This is a genomic window from Streptomyces lincolnensis, from assembly GCF_001685355.1.
In the GTDB taxonomy this organism is placed as follows: Bacteria; Actinomycetota; Actinomycetes; order Streptomycetales; family Streptomycetaceae; genus Streptomyces; species Streptomyces lincolnensis.
This window is the reverse complement of the sequence record NZ_CP016438.1, coordinates 8,404,850-8,424,481: the sequence shown is the minus strand read 5'-3', so window position 1 is coordinate 8,424,481 and position 19,632 is coordinate 8,404,850. Positions and strand designations below refer to the sequence as shown.

Below are 19,632 nucleotides of genomic sequence, written 5' to 3'. Positions count from 1 at the left end.
GGAAGTGAGGCACGGCCGGTCGGGCGTGCCACCACGTGAGACGAATCAACTCGTGAGGTGAATCAACTGCCTTCTCGCCAGGCCCGCCACAGCCGGGCGTAGCGGCCGCCCAGGGCCACCAGCTCCTCGTGGGTCCCCTGCTCCACGACGCGTCCCGCGTCCAGCACCGCGATCCGCTCCGCCGCCATCGCCTGGGTCAGCCGGTGCGCCACGAACAACGTGGTCCGGCCGGCGCACGCGGCGAGCACGGCGCGCTCCAGTTCGGCGGCGCCCTCGCTGCCCGCCTCCGCGGTCGACTCGTCGAGCACCACGACCGGTGACCGGCTCAACACCAGCCGGGCCAGGGCGATCTGGGCGACCTTGGTGGCGTCCAGCCGCTCGCCTCCCTCGCCGACCGGGGTGTCGAGCTTCTCGGGCAGCGCGTCGACCCAGGTGTCGGCGCCGACCGTGCGCAACGCGGTCATCAACTCGGCGTCGGTCGCCTCCGGTGCGGCCAGGCGCAGATCGTCGGCGAGCGGGCCGGAGAAGACGTGCGTCTCCTGCGTCAGGATGCTCACCAGGGCCCGCGCCCCGGCCTCGTCCACCGTGGCGAGGTCGGTGGGCCCGACGCGCACCGATCCGGTCTGCGGGGTCCCGATGCCCGCGATCAGCGCGGCCAGGGTCGTCTTGCCCGCGCCCGTCGCCCCCACCAGGGCGAGCGAACCGCCCGCCGGGATCGTCAGATCGACGTCCCGAAGGACCGGCTCCTCGGTGCCGGGATAGCTGAACGTCACCCCCTCCACCGTCACCGGCCAGGGCGCGATGTCCGCGGGCACCACGTCCGGGTCGCCCACCAGCCGGTCCTCGGCGGGCTCCTTCAGCACCCCGACCAGGCGGGTCAGGCTGGCGCCCGACTTCTGTGCCTCGTCGAAGGTGAACATGATCATGCCCAGCGGGGTGAACAGCCGGTGGAACAGCAGGGGGGCCGCCGACACCTCGCCGAGGCTTGCGGCATCGGCCTCCAGAAGGGCGTATCCCACCACGATGATGAGGACCAGTCCGATGAACTCGGCCCGGTTCTCCCGGCCCACGAACCGGCCGAAGAACCGGAAGACCTCGATGCCGAGCTCGCGCACCCGCCACGACTCGCGGGTGACCTTCTCCCGGAAGGCGTCCTCCAGGCGGTACGCCCGGACCGTGTCGATCCCGTTCAGACCGCTGATCAACGCCTGCGCGCGGTCGGCCTGGGCCACCCGCTGCTTGCGGTAGAGCGGGGCGGACCGGGGCAGATACCAGCGCAGGGCCAGCGCGTACGCGGGCAGCGCGCCGACGCCCGCCAGACCGAGCCGCCAGTCCAGTCCGAACATGCCGACGGTGGCGATGGCGACCAGCACGCCCGCCGAGAACACCGTGGGGACCGCCATGCGGATGCCCTTGGACAGCACGGCCACGTCGTCGCCGACACGGGACAGCACGTCTCCCCGGCCGACGTGTTCGATGCGCGCGCTCGGCATCCCCAGCACCGCCCGGACGGCGCCTTCCCGCAGCCGGGCGAGCAGGTCCGCGCCCAGTCGCCCGATCAGATAGGTCGACACCGCGGTGGCCGCCGCGCCGAGCAGCGCGGCAGCCCCCATCAACACCCCGATCCTGACGAGGATCGAGCGCGAATCGCCCTCGACCACCCCGTCGACGACCCGGCCGAGCAGCAGCACCGGGAGCACCTGGAGCGCCGCTCCGGCCACCGTGGTGAGCACGGTGGCGACCGTCAGCCACGGCATCTCGCGGCAGTGCGCCGCGACCCATCGAGTCGCCTCGCGTCCGGTCGCCGTGTGCAGGGCCGCCGGGGCGGGGCGCGTGTCGGTGGTGCTCACACCTACTCGGCCGACTTGACGAGTTCGTCGATCGCGTACGGCATGGACAGCAGGGTGCCCTGGGAGATCGCCGCGCCGACGGCCGGACCCTCGCTGTCCAACAGGTACGACACCTTGTCGTTCTTGACGGCGTCCAGGTTGGTGAAGAGCTTGAACTTCTTCAGCGCCGCGGTGTCCGCCTTGTCGTTGATGACGAAGATGCGGTCGACGTCGACCAGGTCGACGCGCTCGGGCGAGAGCGTGGTGTAGAAGTCGCCGCCCGCGACCTTGTCGATCTCGGTCTGGTACTTGAAGCCGATGCCCGTCACCAGGCGTCCGCGGACGTCGGTGGAGGTGAACGGGGCCACCGAGCCCTTGTACCAGGACAGCACGACAGCCGTCTGGCCGGCGAACGCGGGGTGCGCCTTCTTGGCCGAGTCCAGCCGGCCCTGGATGTCCGACACCATCTTCTCGCCCTCGTCGGCCTTGCCGAGCGCCTTGGCGATGTGGAGGGCATTGTCCTGCCACGGCGCGCTGAACGGCTCCTTCTCGGCCTTGGTACGGCCCACCGTCGGCGCGATCCGGGACAGCTTGTCGTAGGCGGCCTGGTCGATCTCGGAGTACACCGCGATGATCAGGTCCGGCCGCAGGGCGGCGATCTTCTCGTAGTTGGGGCCGGAGTCACCGTTCTTCATGATGACCTCGGGCTTGGTGTCGCCCCACTTGTCCTTCACCCAGGGCCACTGCGTGTTGATGTCCGGGCTCTGGCCCGCCGGGTTCGGGTACTGGTCGACCATGCCGACCGGCTTGATGCCGAACGCCAGGATGGTCTGGTCGTCCGTGTAGCCGACGGAGACGACCCGCTTGGGGGCCTTGTCGACCTTGGTGGATCCGAACGCGTGCTCCACGGTGACCGGGAAGGCTCCGGCCGCGGCGGCGGCCGTGGTGTCGTCGCTCGACGCGTTCCCCGAATCGGAACCGCATCCGGCGAGGAGGCCGACGCCGAGGGTGGCGGCGGACAACATCGCCGCCATCCGCCGCCAGGGCTTCACGAGCGTCGTTCTATGGAGGAACATCCGCAATCCCTTGCTTTCACACTGTCCGCTGCGCCTCGTTCTAAGGGCAGGCAAACCTTATCCACAGAAATCAGGTTAGCCTAGCCTAAGTGCTGAAACACCTTGGTTCGCTGAGGACTTGAGCTAGGGAACCTGGACGTGGGTGCGGCCGATCGGCACGATGAGCGGACGGTCGCCCACCGGGTCGTCGATCACCTTGGCGCGCAGCCCGAACGCCTCGTGCAGCAGGTCGGCGGTGATGACGTCCCGCGGATGCCCCTGGGCGAGGATCGCCCCGTCCCTCATCACGACGAGGTTGTCGCTGTAGCGCGTGGCCAGATTGAGGTCGTGCAGCACCATCACGACGGTGCAGCCCGACTCGTGCAGGTCGTCGACCAGGTCGAGCACGTCGATCGCGTGGGCCAGGTCCAGGTAGGTGGTCGGCTCGTCCAGCAGCAGCAGATCGGTGCCCTGGGCCAGGGTCATCGAGATCCACACGCGCTGCCGCTGTCCACCGGAGAGCGAGTCGACCGGGCGGTCCGCCAGATCGGACACCCCGGTCATGGCCAACGCCCGCTCCACCACGGCGGCGTCGTCCGACGACCACTGCCGCAGCCAGCTCTGGTGCGGGTGGCGGCCCCTGGCCACCAGGTCGGACACCGTCAGCCCCTCCGGCGCGACCGGCGCCTGCGGCAGCAGGCCGAGCTTCTTGGCCACGTCCCTGGTCCGGAGCCTGCCGATGTCGTCGCCGTCCAGTACGACCGTCCCCCTGGCCGGCTTGAGCAGCCGCGACAGCGTCCGCAACAGGGTCGATTTCCCACAGCCGTTGGGGCCGATGATCGTGGTGATCACCCCGGGCGGAATCGCCACGTCCAGGTCGTCGATGACGGTCCGGGCGCCGTACCCGACCGTGACACTCCGGGCCGCCAGCCGTGAGACGGCGTCGACTCCGGACTCGATCTCGGTGATGGACTGACCGACCACCAGGCCCCCTCGTGTTTAGCCTTGCCTAAGTTTCGCATCATCCGACCGGGGTTCGTCTACTTGAGGTTCGCCCGCACCAGCAGATAGACGAGGAAGGGGCCGCCGATCGCGGCGGTGACCACACCGACCGGGAGCGAGACCGGCAGCGCCGCCCGCGCGAGCAGGTCCGAGCCGATCAGCAGCAGCGCGCCCACCAGCCCGGAGGCCACCATGGGCGGGGTCGGGAACCTCGCCAACCGCATCGCCACCTGCGGCGCCACCAGGGCGACGAACGGGACCGGGCCGGCGGCGCCCACCGCCGCGGCGGCCAGCAGCACCGCGCACAGCAGCAGGACCGCCCGCACTCTCGAGTACCGCACGCCCAGGCCCGCGGCGACCTCGTCACCGAGGTGCATCGGCTTGAACTGGAACGCGACACACGCCACGACGACCAGGAGGCCGAGGGTGCACCACAGAGCCACCCGGATCCCGTCCCACGACCGGTCGTCGAGCGAACCGACCAGCCACACCTGGGCCCGGGCCACATCCCTGATGTCGGCCTTGACCAGCAGCCAGTTCGTGATGGCCTCCATCACGGCGCTCACCGAGATGCCGATCAGGATGAGCCGGAACCCGTCGATCCCGCGCCGCCACGCCAGGAAGTACACCAGCAGCCCGGTGCCGAGACCGCCCGCGAGCGCCGCCGCCGAGAGGCCCACGGAACTGACGATCGCCGCCGCGGTGCCGCCCGACACCGTCACCAGGAACACCGCGACCGCGCTCGCACCCCAGGTGATCCCCAGAATGTCCGGACTGGCCAGCGGATTGCGGGCGATGGACTGCGTGATCGCCCCGGACACCCCGAGCGCGACCCCCACCAGGAGCCCGGCCATGGCCCGCGGCATCCGCAGATCCATGATCACGAACTCGTCGACCTGCTCGCCCCGGCCGAAGATAGTGGCGATCACCTGGGGCAGGCCGATGGGGAAGTCCCCGACGCCGATGGACACACAGAAGACCAGGAAGGTCGCCGCCGCCAGCAGCAGCGTGACGCCGACGAGCCAGGGCCGCCATACGAACGACACGTGGCCGAGCCGCACGCCGGGCGCCACCGACGGCTTCACATCTGTTCCGTTCGGCTTCAAGCCCGCCTCGTTCGGCTCCACGCCCGCCTTGTTCGGCTCCACGCCTGCCCCGTCCGGCTCCACGTCTGTCCTGTTCACGCGCTCTTGAACTTTCCGCGCCACACCAGACCCGCGAAGAACGGGGCCCCGAGCAGGGCGACGACGACACCCGCGTCCAACTCGCCCGGCCGTACCACCAGGCGGCCCACGATGTCGCAGACCAGCAGGACGATGGCGCCGAGCAGACCGGCGTAGGGCACCAGCCAGCGGTAGTCGGGGCCGGTCAGATACCGCGCCACATGGGCCACCATGAGCCCGAGGAACGCGATGGGCCCGCACGCCGCCGTGGCCGCGCCCGCGAGCAGGGTGATGGCGACGATGCCGACGATCCGGCTCAGCGCGATGTTCACTCCCAGTCCTCGCGCCACGTCGTCGCCGAGGTTGAGCAGGTTGATGGCGGGCAAGGTGGTCAGCGCCGCCACCAGCCCGGCGGCGATGAACGCGGTCACCGGCCAGATGACGTCGAATCCGACCCCGGCCACGGAGCCCGCCCTCCAGAACCGCAGCGCGTTCAGCGACGCCTGGTCCGACAGCGCGACCGCGGTGGTCATCGCCGCGAGGAACACCGTGATCCCCTGCCCGGCCAGCGCGAGCGTCAAGGGGTTGCCGGCGCCCCGGCCGATGCTCGCCAGCCCGAAGACGACGACGCCGGCGACGGCCGCTCCCAGGAAGGCGAACCAGACGTACTGGAACGGGTTGGAGAACCCGAACACGGCGATCACCGTCACCACGGCGAACGAGGCGCCGGTGTTCACCCCCAGCAGACCCGTGTCGGCGATCGGGTTGCGCGTGTATCCCTGGATCAGCGCTCCGCCGACCCCCAGGGCGATGCCCGACACGATCGCGAGGACCGTCCGGGGCACCCGCACGGTCTCCACGATGAGTCTGATCTCGGTGAGCCGACGGTCGGGGTCCGGCTCCGCGAACAGCCCGTGCCAGACCTCGGCGGGACTCAACGCGCGCGCACCGACGGCCAGGGACACCGCCCCCGTGACCACGAGGATCACGACCAGCGTGGCCAAGCCCACAACCCGCCGCCGACGGGCCCCTTTTGTCCCCCCGGGCGCGGGGCGTTCCACAGTAGTCGTGCCCATGGCGACGTACGTTATCCCTTTGATCGACCGGAGTGGCCGCCGACCGTGCTCCGGTCGGCGGCTCCCCGGGTGTGCAGTGCCGCGGGTGCGGCGGCGTGCTCAGCGTGCCGTGCTGCCGATCTCGTCGGCGACCGGCCGCGCTTCGTCGGAGGCGGGTTTGCGGTCCCGGTCGAGGATCGAGTCGAGGATCTCACCGACCCTGATCGCGGTGTTGGACAGCAGGGACGAGGTGATGCCGTGCGTGTGCTCGGTGCCGCCCTGGAGGTAGATGCCGCAGCGCAGTTCGGGCTCCGTCGCGACGCGGTAGTCGCGTTCGACGCGTACGCGGCCCTCGTCGTCGCGGCGGCAGCGGTCCGCGACCTCGCCGAGGAGCCCGAGCGGATCGGCCGGGCTGTAGCCGGTGGCGAACACCACGACATCGGCGTCCAGCGGGGTCTCCTCCCCGGTGACGAGGGATTTCACGGTGGCGCGTACCTTGTCCGGCCGCTCCTCGACGCCGGTGAGCCGGGACACGTTGAGGAAGCGCAGCCGCTCGGTGCCGAGGACCTTCTCCTGGTACATCTGCCGGTACAGGTCGTCGATCAGGTCGATGTCCACCACGGAGTAGTTGGTGTTGCCGTGGTAGTCCATCAGACGGCGTTTGACCTCGTCGGGCGCGGTGAAGTACTCGTCCACCGCCGAGGGGTCGAAGATCCGGTTGGCGAAGCTGCTGTCGTCGGCGGGGCTGTAGCCGTAGCGGGAGAAGACGGCACAGATCTCGGCCTCGGGGAAGCGCCGGTGCAGGTAGGCGACGTTCTCGGCCGCGCTCTGCCCCGCGCCCACGACGACGAACCGGGAGGGCGAGCCGCCCGCCAACTCCTCGACCTTCGCCAGCAGTTCGGAGTTGTGCCAGATGCGCTCGCCGCGTTCCACCCCGTCGGGCATGAGGGGACGCAGTCCCGTGCCGATCACGAGGTTGCGGGCCCGGTGGACCACGAGCCCCTCCCCCGAGCGGACGGTCAGCTCAAGGTGGTCCACGACTCCTTCGCGGACGACGGGTGTGACGCCGACGACCTCGTGGCCGTAGGAGACCATGTCGTCGACCTTGGCCGCGGCCCACTCGAAGTAGTCGTGGAACTCCACCCGCAGCGGGAAGAGCGTCTTGTGGTTCAGGAAGTCGATCAGCCGCCCCTTGCTCTTGAGGTAGCACAGGAAGCTGAACTCGCTGGTGGGGTCCCGGAGCGTGACCAGGTCCTTGAGGAAGGAGACCTGCATGGTGGCGTCGTCGATGAGCATGCCGCGGTGCCAGCCGAAGCGCGGCTGCTGCTCGAAGAAGTGAGCGGTGACCGACTCCTGCCTTCCGACACGTGCGTTGTGCTCGCTGAGTGCGATCGCCATGGCGACATTGGACGGCCCGAAGCCGATACCGATGACGTCGTGGACCGGTGATGCGCCACCAGGAAGAACCTGTGCCATGTGACTCCCATCGTGCAGGTGCAACCGCCCGGTGGGGCGGCCGTTGTCAAGCATCGGGAAGCTGCGGAAATGGGCACACCGACGAAGCAGCGGCCCAAAACTTAGGTAAGGCTAAGCTGAACCTGTGAAAGTGTCGATAGGGTAAAACGGACACTCGGGATCGCACCGCCCCGCCAACAGCCGCCCCAGTAGGGCCCATTGCACCCTTAGGTAAGCCTTGCTTTACTTTCATCGTTCTGCCCCCTGCCTGAGGAGGAACCCCGATGCGGGTCGCCATGTTCGGTTACCAGACCTGGGGGCACCGCACCCTCCAAGCTCTTCTCGACTCCGACCACGAGGTGGTGCTGGTGGTGACGCACCCCAAGAGCGAGCACGCCTACGAGAAGATCTGGAGCGACTCCGTCGCCGACCTCGCCGAGGAACACGGCGTCCCGGTGCTGATCCGCAACCGCCCTGACGACGAAGAGCTGTTCGCGCGCCTCAAGGAGGCCGACCCGGACATCATCGTGGCCAACAACTGGCGGACCTGGATCCCCCCGCGCATCTTCGACCTCCCGCGGCACGGCACGCTGAACGTGCACGACTCGCTGCTGCCGAAGTACGCCGGCTTCTCCCCGCTGATCTGGGCCCTGATCAACGGGGAGCCCGAAGTCGGCGTGACCGCGCACATGATGAACGACGAACTCGACGCCGGCGACATCGTGCGGCAGGAGGCGGTGCCGGTCGGACCGAGGGACACCACCACCGACCTCTTCCACAAGACCGTCGACCTGATCGCCCCGGTCACCATCGGCGCGCTGGACCTCATCGCCTCCGGACACACGGACTTCATCCGGCAGGACCGGTCCCAGGCGAGCTTCTTCCACAAGCGCGCCACGGAGGACATCCGCATCGACTGGACGTGGCCCGCGGAGGACCTGGACCGCCTGGTCCGCGCCCAGTCCGAGCCGTACCCGAGCGCCTTCACCTTCCACAAGGGCAGGCGTCTTGAGGTCCTCGCCGCGGTGGTCTCCCAGGGCCGGTACGGCGGCACGCCCGGCCGCATCTTCTACCGCGAGGGCGACGGCGTGGTGATCGTCGCCGGCGCCGACGCCCGCACCGGCCGCAACCACGGCCTGGCCATCACCCGGGTACGGACCGAGGACGGCCGCGAGATGCCCGCCACCGAGTACTTCACGTCCATGGGCGGCTATCTCACCAACCGGCCGTAAACAGGAAAGGTGCTGGCCGTATGGCCAGCACCTACCGTGTGTGCTTTGCGAGTGTCCGAGGGGGGACTTGAACCCCCACGCCCGATAAAGGGCACTAGCACCTCAAGCTAGCGCGTCTGCCATTCCGCCACCCGGACGAGGTGTCCGCCGCCTTGCCAGGAAGGTTCCCGGCGGCGACGTGGACAACAATACCAAGCTTTCGGGGTGCCTTTCACCTGCGTTTCCGTCGGGCGGACGGCTGTCCGGCAGTGGCTGTGCGGGTGACGTCGCGGCTTCACCGGGAGCGATCGGACGGTTACCTCCAGCCGTGTCCCACCGGCCGGCGCCCCCGGAAAAGGGGCGCCGGCCGGATCGGGTCACGGCATGAGGTGGTAGTCCGGGAAGTTCCCGGGCAGCCGCTCCCCCGCCGGGCCCCGGGTCGCCGCGCGCACGAGCAGTTCGCCGCCGACGAAGGCACCCCGCCAGGACGCGCCGAACCCGCCGAACAGCTCGTCGCGATCGCCCCGCGAGCGCGGTGTGCCGTGGCCCACCTTGAAGGCGCGGATCTGCGGGGCCAGCCGGTCGAAGGTGGCCCGGTCGTCCGTGGACAGGGTGGCCACCAGAGCCCCGTTGGACGCGTTCATCGCGGCCAGCAGTTCCGCTTCCGTGTCGACCAGGACGATGGTGTCCACCGGGCCGAACGGCTCCGCGTGGTGCAGCGGCGAGGACGGCGGCGGGCCCAGGAGCGTGACCGGAAGGACGTACGCCGAGGTGTCCTGGCCGGGCAGGAACCTCGCGTCGGCCGGGTCGCCGCGGTGCAGCGGGACGGCGCCGCGGTCGACGGCCTCGGCGACCTGGTCGCGCAGCTCCTTGGCCTTGGCCGCGTTGATCAACGGACCGAAGTCCAGCGCGGGCAGCGGATCGTCGGGCCGCTCCACGGCGAGCGGGTGTCCGACCCTGAGCGTGCGCACCGCCGGGAGGTACGCCGCCAGGAACTCGTCGAACAGGTGGCGCTGGACGACGAAGCGCGGATACGCCGTGCAGCGCTGCTTGCCGTAGTCGAAGAGCTTGGGGATGACCGCGGTGAGCGCGTCCCAGTCGGTGTGGTTCCAGATGCCCCAGGTGTTGAGTCCCTCCTGTTCCAGTACATGTCGTTTGCCGAGGTCGGCGACGGCCGTGGCCACCGCGGCGCCGGTGTCGCGGCCGCCGACGAAGGAGACGCAGCCGATCTCCGGCGCCCGCACCAGCGCCTCGGACAGCTCGCCCCCGCTGCCGCTGACGAGGGTGACGGGAATTCCCTCGCGGGCGGCGAGCGCCGAGGCCAGGGTCAGACAGGCGACACCGCCGTCGGTCGGGGTCTTGGCGATGACCGCGTTGCCTGCCAGTGCCTGTACCAACACTGCGTGAACGAGCACACTCATCGGGTAGTTCCAGCTCGCGATGTTGGACACCGGGCCGTCGAGCGGGACGCGGCCCGCGATCATGGGTTCGATGCCGTCGACGTACCAGCGCACTCCGTCGATGGCGCGGTCGACGTCCGCCTGGGCGAGCCGCCAGGGCTTGCCGATCTCCCAGACGAGCAGCAGCGCGAGCAGTTCGCGGTGCTGGGTGAGGGCGTCGAGGGTGGCCGCGACGCGGGCGCGCCGCTCGTCGAGGGGGACGTGCCGCCAGGCTCGGTGCTGGTCGAGGGAGGCGCGTACCGCCCGGTGGGCGGTGGCGGCGTCCAGGCGCGGCGGGCCGGCGATCGGGCTGCCGTCGACGGGACTGGCGGCGGGCAGGGCCCGGCCGTCGGCCTGCCAGGCCGAGCCCCAGAGGTTCAGGACGCGGTCGTCGCGGAAGGCCTCGGGGGCCACGGCGAGGCAGCGCTGCCAGGCGTCGGTCCAGGAGGTGCCGGGTTTGAGGGTGAGGGTCCGGGTGGTCGGGGTGAGGGTGGTTGTTGCCATCGGGTTGCTCCGCTCTCGGTGCACAGTCGGGGGCGGGGTGCGTGGCTCACCTCGACTATGGGGTGGCCTGCCGCTGGTCATCGAGACGCGCGAGCACGAGTTTCGCCGTCTCGGTCGGGGTGCTGCCCACGCTCACCCCGGCCGCCTCCAGCGCCTCACGCTTCGCCCGCGCGGTTCCCGATGAGCCGGACACGATGGCGCCGGCGTGTCCCATGGTCTTGCCCTCGGGCGCGGTGAATCCGGCGATGTAGCCGACGACCGGCTTGGTGACGTGTTCCTTGATGTAGGCGGCCGCGCGTTCCTCCGCGTCGCCGCCGATCTCCCCGATGAGGACGACGAGTTCGGTGTCGGGGTCGTCCTGGAAGGCGGCCAGGCAGTCGATGTGGCTGGTGCCGACGACCGGGTCGCCGCCGATTCCGACGCAGGTCGAGAAGCCGATGTCCCGGAGTTCGTACATGAGTTGGTAGGTGAGCGTGCCCGACTTGGACACCAGGCCGATGCGGCCGGGCCGGGTGATGTCGTCGGGGATGATGCCCGCGTTGGACTGGCCGGGGGTGATCAGGCCCGGGCAGTTGGGGCCGACGACGCGGGTGCCCTTGGCCCGCGCGTGGGTGGTGAAGGCGACGGAGTCGTGGACGGGGATGCCCTCGGTGATGACGACGGCGAGGCCGATTCCGGCGTCGGTGGCCTCCAGGACGGCGGCCTTGGCGAAGGCCGGCGGCACGAACACGACGGTGACGTCGGCGCCGGTCGCCTCGATGCCCTCGCGCACCGATCCGAAGACGGGGACGGTCATGGGGGTACCTCCCAGGCCCTCAAGGCCCTGGGGGACGTCGAAGTCGACCGTCTGTCCCGCCTTGCGCGGGTTGACGCCGCCGACGACGTTCGTGCCGGCCGCGAGCATGCGCCGGGTGTGCTTCATGCCCTCGCCGCCGGTCATGCCCTGGACGAGGACCTTGCTCTCCTTGGTGAGATAGATCGCCATGTCCCGTCTCCTCAGGCTGTGGTGGCGAGTTGGGCGGCGCGGCGGGCGGCGCCGTCCATGGTGGTGACCTGCTGGACCAGTGGGTGGGCGTGCTCGTCGAGGACGGCCCGGCCGCGGGCGGCGTTGTTGCCGTCGAGGCGTACGACGAGCGGCTTGGTCAACCGGACGGTGTCCAGGGCCCGCACGATGCCGTCGGCGACCGCGTCGCAGGCGGTGATCCCTCCGAAGACGTTGACGAAGACGGACTTCACGGCGGGGTCGGAGAGGATGACCGACAGTCCGTCGGCCATGATCTGGGCCGAGGCGCCACCGCCGATGTCGAGGAAGTTGGCGGGGCGGGCACCGCAGCCGGCGACGACGTCCAGGGTCGACATGACCAGCCCCGCGCCGTTGCCGATGATGCCGACCTCGCCGTCGAGCTTGACGTAGTTGAGGCCCTTCGCGACGGCCGCAGCCTCCAGCGGGTCGTCGTGGGCCACGCCCTGCGTTCCCCAGCGGGCCTGCCGGAAACGGGCGTTGTCGTCGAGGGTGACCTTGCCGTCGAGGGCCAGGATCCGGCCTTGTTCGGTGCGGACGAGCGGATTCACCTCGACCAGGACGGCGTCCTCGCGGACGAGGACCTCCCACAGCCGGACGAGGACGTCGACGGTCTGCGGCGGCAGGCCCGCGGTCTCGGCGATCTCGGCCGCCTTCGCCGAGGTGACGCCTTCGGCCGGGTCGATGTGGACGCGGGCGACGGCTTCCGGGCGCTTGGCGGCGACCTCCTCGATCTCCATGCCGCCCTCCGCCGAGGCGATCGCCAGGAAGCGCCCGGCCGCCCGGTCGAGGACGTAGGAGACGTAGAACTCGCTCTCGATGTCCACCGGTTGGGCCAGCATCACCGTGCCGACCGTGTGCCCCTTGATGTCCATGCCGAGGATCTGGCGGGCCGTGATCTCGGCGGCGGCCGGGTCGGCGGCGAGCTTGACCCCGCCCGCCTTGCCCCGTCCGCCGGTCTTCACCTGGGCTTTCACCACGACACGACCGCCCAGCCTGCGGGCGATCTCGCGTGCCTGCTTGGGCGAGTCGGTGACCTCGGCCCGCGGCACCAAGATGCCGTGTTCCTCGAAGAGTTCCCTTGCCTGGTGTTCGTACAGGTCCATTCCGGCTCCTGACTCAAAAGTGCCGCACGCCCCCTGGACACCACCCACCGGATGCGGGATAACAAGGTTCATACAGTATTCGTCGACTGTATGCAATGTACTCGAGAGCGTTCCAACCCCCTACGAAGGGACAGGACTTCGCCATGCCCGACGACACCCAGGACGTCATTTCCGGTGGTCATCTCGTTGCCAAGGCGCTCAAGGCAGAGGGGGTCGATCGCATCTACACCCTGTGCGGCGGCCACATCATCGACATCTACGACGGCTGCGTCGATGAGGGCATAGAAGTCGTCGACGTCCGGCACGAGCAGGTAGCCGCGCACGCCGCCGACGGCTACGCACGCATCACCGGCAAGCCGGGCTGCGCGGTGGTCACCGCGGGCCCCGGTACGACCGACGCCGTCACCGGTGTCGCCAACGCCTTCCGCGCGGAGTCCCCGATGCTCCTCATCGGCGGCCAGGGCGCCCTCACCCAGCACAAGATGGGCTCCCTCCAGGACCTGCCGCACGTCGACATGATGACGCCGATCACCAAGTTCGCGGCGGCCGTGCCGGACACGGCGCGAGCGGCGGACATGGTGTCGATGGCGTTCCGCGAGTGCTACCACGGAGCGCCCGGGCCCTCCTTCCTGGAGATCCCGCGGGACGTGCTCGACGCCAAGGTCCCGGTGGCCAAGGCGCGCGTGCCCGAGCCCGGTGCCTACCGCGCCTCCACCCGCTCGGCCGGCGACCCCGAGGCCATCGAGAAGCTCGCCGACCTGCTGGTGCACGCCGAGAAGCCGGCCATCCTGCTCGGCAGCCAGGTCTGGACGACCCGCGGCACCGAGTCGGCCATCGACCTCGTACGCACCCTCAACATCCCCGCCTACATGAACGGCGCCGGCCGCGGCACACTCCCGCCCGGCGACCCCCACCACTTCCAGCTGTCGCGCCGGTACGCCTTCTCCAACGCCGACGTCATCGTCATCGTCGGCACGCCCTTCGACTTCCGCATGGGCTACGGCAAGCGGCTCTCCCCGGACGCGACCGTCGTGCAGATCGACCTCGACTACCGGACCGTCGGCAAGAACCGCGACATCGACCTCGGGATCGTCGGCGACGCCGGGCTGGTCCTGAAGTCGGTGACGGAGGCGGCCTCGGGACGCGTCAACGGCGGGGCGTCCCGGCGCAAGGAGTGGCTCGACGAGCTGCGCGCGGCCGAGCAGACCGCCATCGAGAAGCGGCTGCCCAGCCTGAAGTCGGACGCCTCACCGATCCACCCCTACCGCCTCGTCAGCGAGATCAACGAGTTCCTCACCGAGGACTCCATCTACATCGGCGACGGCGGCGACATCGTCACCTTCTCCGGTCAGGTCGTGCAGCCCAAGTCGCCCGGCCACTGGATGGACCCGGGACCGCTCGGCACGCTCGGCGTCGGCGTTCCCTTCGTCCTCGCGGCCAAGCAGGCACGGCCCGACAAGGAGGTGGTGGCCCTCTTCGGCGACGGCGCCTTCTCCCTCACCGGCTGGGACTTCGAGACCCTCGTCCGCTACGACCTCCCCTTCGTCGGCATCGTCGGCAACAACTCCTCCATGAACCAGATCCGTTACGGCCAGAAGGCCAAGTACGGCGAGGAGCGCGAGCGCGTCGGCAACACCCTCGGCGACGTCCACTACGACAAGTTCGCCCAGATGCTGGGCGGTTACGGCGAGGAGGTCCGCGACCCCGCCGACATCGGCCCCGCGCTCCGGCGTGCCCGTGAGTCCGGCAAGCCGTCACTGATCAACGTCTGGGTCGACCCGGACGCGTACGCCCCCGGAACCATGAACCAGACCATGTACAAGTGAGGTGCCCCGATGACCGCTACGTCCACCAAGGCACTCCAAGGCATCCGCGTCCTGGACATGACCCATGTGCAGTCCGGGCCCTCCGCGACCCAGCTGCTGGCCTGGCTCGGCGCCGACGTCGTCAAGCTGGAGGCGCCGACCGGTGACATCACGCGCAAGCAGCTGCGCGACCTCCCGGACGTCGACTCGCTCTACTTCACGATGCTCAACTGCAACAAGCGGAGCATCACCCTCAACACCAAGACCGAGCGCGGCAAGGAGATCCTCACCGAGCTGATCCGGCGCTCCGACGTCATGGTCGAGAACTTCGGACCGGGCGCGGTCGACCGCATGGGCTTCACCTGGGACCGCATCCAGGAGATCAATCCGCGGATCGTCTATGCCTCCATCAAGGGGTTCGGCGACGGCCCGTACACCAACTTCAAGGCGTACGAGGTCGTCGCGCAGGCCATGGGCGGGTCGATGTCGACCACCGGTTTCGAGGACGGGCCGCCGCTGGCGACGGGGGCCCAGATCGGGGACTCGGGCACGGGTGTCCACGCCGTGGCCGGCATTCTCGCGGCGCTGTACCAGCGCGAGCAGACCGGGCGCGGCCAGCGGGTCAACGTGGCCATGCAGCACGCTGTGCTCAACCTCTGCCGGGTGAAGTTGCGCGACCAGCAGCGCCTGGCCCATGGCCCTCTCCGTGAATATCCCAACGAGGACTTCGGCACGGAGGTTCCCCGGTCCGGGAACGCCTCCGGCGGCGGGCAGCCGGGCTGGGCGGTCAGGTGCGCGCCGGGCGGCCCGAACGACTACGTCTACGTGATCGTGCAGCCGGTCGGCTGGAAGCCGATGAGCGAGCTCATCGGCCGGCCCGAGCTGGCCGAGGACCCCGAGTGGGCCACCCCCGAGGCCCGGCTGCCCAAGCTCAACAAGATGTTCCAGCTGATCGAGGAGTGGTCCTCGACGCTTCCCAAGTGGGAGGTGCTGGAGAGGCTCAACGCCCACAACATCCCGTGCGGGCCGATCCTGTCCACCCGGGAGATCATCGAGGACGACTCCCTGGTCGCCAACGAGATGGTCGTCACCGTCCCGCATCCCGAGCGCGGCGAGTTCACCACCGTGGGCAGTCCGCTCAAGCTCTCCGACTCCCCCGTCGAGGTGACCAGTTCACCGCTGCTCGGCGAGCACAACGAAGAGGTCTACGTCGGCGAGCTCGGCCTCGGCGACGAGGAGCTGCGCCTGCTCAAGTCGAACGGAGTGATCTGACGTGATGGCCGAAGACCGTGCGCTGACGGTGCGAGCCCTGCTCGATGCCGTACGCGCCGAGGGGCGCAGCACACTCACCGCGCCGGAGGGCAAGGTGATCGCCGATGCGTACGGCATCGCTGTACCCGGCGAGGAGCTGGCCCGTGATGTTGACGAGGCGGTCGCCGCGGCGGCGCGCTTCGACGGACCGGTGGTCCTGAAGATCGTCTCCCCCGACATCCTGCACAAGACCGACGCCGGCGGTGTGATCGTGGGCGTCGAGGGGGCCGCAGAAGTGCGGGCCGCGTTCCACAAGATCATCGAGAGCGCCAAGGCGTACAACTCCGAGGCGAAGATCGACGGCATCCAGGTGCAGCAGATGCTGCCGCCCGGCCAGGAGGTCATCGTCGGTGCCGTCACCGATCCGACCTTCGGCAAGGTCGTGGCCTTCGGGCTCGGCGGTGTCCTGGTGGAGGTCCTCAAGGACGTCACCTTCCGGCTCGCGCCGGTCAGCGCCGACGAGGCGCAGTCGATGCTCGACTCCATCAAGGCGGCGGAGATCCTGCGCGGCGTCCGCGGCGCCCAGCCGGTGGACCGCTGGGCGGTGGCCGAGCAGATCCGCCGGGTCTCCGAACTGGTCACGGACTTCCCTGACATCGCGGAGGTCGACCTCAACCCGGTGATCGCCACGCCCGAGGGCGCGATGGCCGCGGACATCCGTGTGATCCTCACGGACGAGGTACCCAAGGAGCGCCGCAAGTACAGCCGCGAGGAGATCCTGCGCTCGATGAAGCGGCTGATGCAGCCGAGCTCGGTCGCGGTGATCGGTGCCTCCAACGAGCAGGGCAAGATCGGCAATTCGGTCATGCGCAACCTCATCGACGGCGGCTTCGGCGGAGAGATCCATCCGGTGAACCCCAAGGCCGATGACATCTTGGGCCGCAAGGCCTACAAGAGTGTCACGGACGTTCCGGGTGAGGTGGATGTGGCGGTCTTCGCGATCCCCGCCAAGTTCGTGGCTTCGGCTCTCGAGGAGGTGGGTCGCAAGGGGATACCGAACGCCGTCCTCATCCCCTCCGGCTTCGCCGAGACCGGCGAGCACGCCCTCCAGGACGAGATCGTGGAGATCGCCGAGCGTCATGGCGTACGACTCCTCGGACCCAACATCTACGGCTACTACTCGACGTGGCACGACTTGTGCGCCACGTTCTGCACGCCGTACGACGTCAAGGGCGGCGTGGCCCTGACCAGCCAGTCCGGCGGTATCGGGATGGCGATCCTGGGCTTCGCGCGGACGACCAAGACGGGTGTCTCGGCGATCGTCGGCCTCGGCAACAAGTCGGACCTCGACGAGGACGACCTGCTCACCTGGTTCGGCGAGGACCCCAACACCGACTGCATCGCGATGCACTTGGAGGACCTCAAGGACGGCCGGGCCTTCGTGGAGGCCGCGCGGGCGACCGTGCCGAAGAAGCCGGTCGTGGTCCTCAAGGCGGGCCGCACGGCGGCCGGCGCCAAGGCGGCCGGTTCGCACACCGGCGCCCTCGCCGGCGACGACGCGGTGTACGACGACATCCTCAAGCAGGCCGGTGTGATCCGGGCTCCGGGTCTCAACGACATGCTCGAGTACGCGCGTGCGCTGCCGATCCTGCCCACACCCAAGGGCCACAACATCGTGATCATCACCGGCGCCGGCGGCAGCGGTGTGCTCCTGTCCGACGCGGTGATGGACAACGGCCTCCAGCTGATGGAGATTCCGGAGGATCTGGACGCGGCCTTCCGGAAGTTCATCCCGCCGTTCGGCGCCGCGGGCAACCCCGTGGACATCACCGGCGGCGAACCCCCTTCGACGTACGAGGCGACCATCCGTCTCGGACTCGAGGACCCGCGGATCCACTCCCTGGTGCTCGGCTACTGGCACACGATCGTCACTCCCCCGATGGTCTTCGCCGAGCTCACCGCGAGGGTGGTGGCCGAGTTCAAGGAACGCGGCATCGAGAAGCCGGTGGTCGCGTCGCTCGCGGGCGATGTCGAGGTCGAAGAGGCCTGCCAGTACCTCTTCGAGCACGGCGTCGTCGCCTACCCCTACACCACGGAGAAGCCGGTCGCGGTGCTCGGCGCGAAGTACCGCTGGGCGCGCGCGGCGGGGCTGTTGGGGGGCGGTCGATGAGCTGACCGAGCTCACCACGGGGCCTGCGGCAACCGCTCGCCGCAGGCCCCGGCACCGGAAGGAAGTTGGACAGGGGGCGCTGGCCAGGCTTCTTCGACGCTAGGGGTGCTGAAGCTCAATGACTACAACTGATCTGCCTACGTCGGCTCCATATCAGGAGCTGACCGACAAGAACGGCCGTGTGTATCGGGTCGGCGAGACCGACATCGACATCATGGGGCGTAAGCGCAAGTGGATGGTCATCCTGCCGTGGATCGGCATGATGGGGATTTCGTCGGCCGAGTACGCGTTCGCGTCCGCCGAGGACACACTGCACGAGGCGCACGCATGGTCCAGCACCAGCATCTATTGGATGCTGACCGTCTGGGTCTTCTTCCAGGCCGCGGTCGCCTTCCCGGCGGGAAAGCTCCGTGAGTCCGGAAAGCTGCCTGCTCGCTGGGCGATGATGCTCGGCGCCGCCGGTACCTTCATCGGCTACCTGTCGCTGGCCTTCGCACCGCACGTCATGCTGGCCGTCATCGGCTTCGGCATGTTCAGCGGTATGGGCGCGGGCATGGTGTACGCGACCTGCGTCAACATGGTCGGCAAGTGGTATCCGGAGCGCAAGGGTGGCAAGACCGGATTCGTGAACGGCGGGTTCGCCTACGGTTCGGTGCCGTTCGTCTTCCTCTTCCACGGCTACATGGACGTGACCAACTACCAGTGGGTGCTGGTCACGGCGGGGCTCTTCCTCGCCGGAGCCGTGGCGTACGCCGGCTTCTTCTTCAAGGACCCGCCGAAGAACTGGTGGCCGGCGGAGATCGACCCACTCAACCCGCCGCAGGACCCGCGTGCGGCCCGCTCCCTGCAGAAGAACCCGCCGGCGATCAAGCAGATGTCGCCCAAGGAGGCATGGAAGACCGGCCGTGTCGCGGTGATGTGGGTCTGTCTCGCCTTCACCTCGGGCGTCAACATCTTCGGTATCTCGTTCCAGATCGACATCGGCAAGGCCGCCGGATTCGCGGCTGGGATCGTGGCCACAGCCATGTCCCTCAAGGCCATCGTCAACGGCACTGGACGCGGTGTCATCGGCTGGCTTTCGGACCGATACGGCCGTAAGGAATGCCTGCTCTTCGTCTGTATCGTCCTGGGCGCCTCGCAGTTCGGCATCATCTGGTCCGCAGACATCAAGAGCCTGCCACTGTTCCTGCTCTTCTCCGCCATCTCCGGATTCGGTGGCGGCGCCATCTTCCCCATGTTCGCGGCCATGACCGCGGACTATTTCGGCGAGAACAACAACGCCTCGAACTACGGCATGGTGTACAGCTCCAAGCTCGTTTCCGGCCTGGGCGCCGGAATGGGCTCCGTCGCAGTGACGGCCTGGGGGCTCAATGGCGCCTTCACGCTGGCCGGCGCCCTTTCCTTCGCAGCGTTCTTCATTGCGCTGTTCCTCAAGGCGCCCGGACGCGACTACAGGGGGCGTCACATCAGGCCCAACCCCCAGCCGATCAGCCGGGAGGCCGAGTAGATCCGATCCCTCTCCCCCGCTTGTCAGGGCCCGCCCGCTTCTTCGGGGGCGGGCCCTGT

The 19,632-nt window shown here is 69.2% G+C and carries 14 protein-coding genes and 1 tRNA gene; 5 read left to right on the top strand and 10 right to left on the bottom strand.

Annotated features, from left to right (window positions below; all coding sequences use genetic code 11):
• Positions 1-62: 62 nt before the first annotated feature.
• The 6 genes from SLINC_RS37195 to SLINC_RS37170 all read right to left on the bottom strand — a co-directional run bounded on the left by SLINC_RS37195 (position 63) and on the right by SLINC_RS37170 (position 7,580).
• Positions 63-1,850 carry an ABC transporter ATP-binding protein gene (locus SLINC_RS37195; RefSeq protein WP_067442815.1) on the bottom strand — a complete coding sequence of 596 codons (1,788 nt, stop codon included), beginning with the start codon at positions 1,848-1,850 and terminating at the stop codon, positions 63-65.
• A gap of 2 nt (positions 1,851-1,852) precedes the next feature.
• On the bottom strand, positions 1,853-2,905 hold the full coding sequence (locus SLINC_RS37190) for an iron-siderophore ABC transporter substrate-binding protein (RefSeq protein WP_067442813.1): 1,053 nt from the start codon (positions 2,903-2,905) through the stop codon (positions 1,853-1,855).
• A gap of 123 nt (positions 2,906-3,028) precedes the next feature.
• Positions 3,029-3,868: an ABC transporter ATP-binding protein gene (locus SLINC_RS37185; protein ID WP_067442811.1), complete on the bottom strand. Its 840-nt coding sequence runs from the start codon at positions 3,866-3,868 to the stop codon at positions 3,029-3,031.
• Between the two features lie 56 nt (positions 3,869-3,924).
• Complete coding sequence (locus SLINC_RS37180) at positions 3,925-5,034, bottom strand: FecCD family ABC transporter permease (RefSeq protein WP_375141534.1); 1,110 nt, start codon at positions 5,032-5,034, stop codon at positions 3,925-3,927.
• A 32-nt stretch (positions 5,035-5,066) separates the two neighbouring features.
• Positions 5,067-6,125: a FecCD family ABC transporter permease gene (locus SLINC_RS37175; protein WP_079164923.1), complete on the bottom strand. Its 1,059-nt coding sequence runs from the start codon at positions 6,123-6,125 to the stop codon at positions 5,067-5,069.
• 99 nt (positions 6,126-6,224) lie between these two features.
• Complete coding sequence (locus tag SLINC_RS37170) at positions 6,225-7,580, bottom strand: lysine N(6)-hydroxylase/L-ornithine N(5)-oxygenase family protein (RefSeq protein WP_067442805.1); 1,356 nt, start codon at positions 7,578-7,580, stop codon at positions 6,225-6,227.
• A 263-nt stretch (positions 7,581-7,843) separates the two neighbouring features.
• Here SLINC_RS37170 and SLINC_RS37165 point away from each other — a divergent pair, with 263 nt between their 5' ends.
• The gene (locus SLINC_RS37165) at positions 7,844-8,791 is read left to right on the top strand and encodes a methionyl-tRNA formyltransferase (protein WP_067442804.1); all 948 of its coding nucleotides are present in this window, start codon (positions 7,844-7,846) and stop codon (positions 8,789-8,791) included.
• A gap of 52 nt (positions 8,792-8,843) precedes the next feature.
• Here SLINC_RS37165 and SLINC_RS37160 read toward each other — a convergent pair.
• The 4 genes from SLINC_RS37160 to sucC form a co-directional block, all read right to left on the bottom strand.
• Positions 8,844-8,928: transfer RNA gene (locus SLINC_RS37160), tRNA-Leu, on the bottom strand.
• A gap of 219 nt (positions 8,929-9,147) precedes the next feature.
• Positions 9,148-10,713: an aldehyde dehydrogenase family protein gene (locus tag SLINC_RS37155; protein WP_067442802.1), complete on the bottom strand. Its 1,566-nt coding sequence runs from the start codon at positions 10,711-10,713 to the stop codon at positions 9,148-9,150.
• A gap of 55 nt (positions 10,714-10,768) precedes the next feature.
• Positions 10,769-11,698: a succinate--CoA ligase subunit alpha gene (gene sucD, locus SLINC_RS37150; protein WP_067442800.1), complete on the bottom strand. Its 930-nt coding sequence runs from the start codon at positions 11,696-11,698 to the stop codon at positions 10,769-10,771.
• Positions 11,699-11,709: 11 nt separating this feature from the next.
• On the bottom strand, positions 11,710-12,840 hold the full coding sequence (gene sucC, locus SLINC_RS37145; RefSeq protein ID WP_067442798.1) for an ADP-forming succinate--CoA ligase subunit beta: 1,131 nt from the start codon (positions 12,838-12,840) through the stop codon (positions 11,710-11,712).
• A 143-nt stretch (positions 12,841-12,983) separates the two neighbouring features.
• Between sucC and SLINC_RS37140 the strand changes: the two genes are divergently transcribed.
• From SLINC_RS37140 to SLINC_RS37125, 4 genes are all read left to right on the top strand, one after another.
• Positions 12,984-14,666 carry a thiamine pyrophosphate-binding protein gene (locus SLINC_RS37140; protein ID WP_067442797.1) on the top strand — a complete coding sequence of 561 codons (1,683 nt, stop codon included), beginning with the start codon at positions 12,984-12,986 and terminating at the stop codon, positions 14,664-14,666.
• 9 nt (positions 14,667-14,675) lie between these two features.
• The gene (gene frc / locus SLINC_RS37135; protein ID WP_067442795.1) at positions 14,676-15,917 is read left to right on the top strand and encodes a formyl-CoA transferase; all 1,242 of its coding nucleotides are present in this window, start codon (positions 14,676-14,678) and stop codon (positions 15,915-15,917) included.
• 4 nt (positions 15,918-15,921) lie between these two features.
• Positions 15,922-18,066 (top strand): acetate--CoA ligase family protein, encoded by a 2,145-nt coding sequence (locus SLINC_RS37130; RefSeq protein ID WP_067446108.1) that lies wholly within the window; start codon positions 15,922-15,924, stop codon positions 18,064-18,066.
• Between the two features lie 118 nt (positions 18,067-18,184).
• Entirely contained in the window at positions 18,185-19,573 is a 1,389-nt protein-coding gene (locus SLINC_RS37125; protein WP_067442794.1) for an OFA family MFS transporter, read from the top strand.
• Positions 19,574-19,632 lie beyond the last annotated feature (59 nt).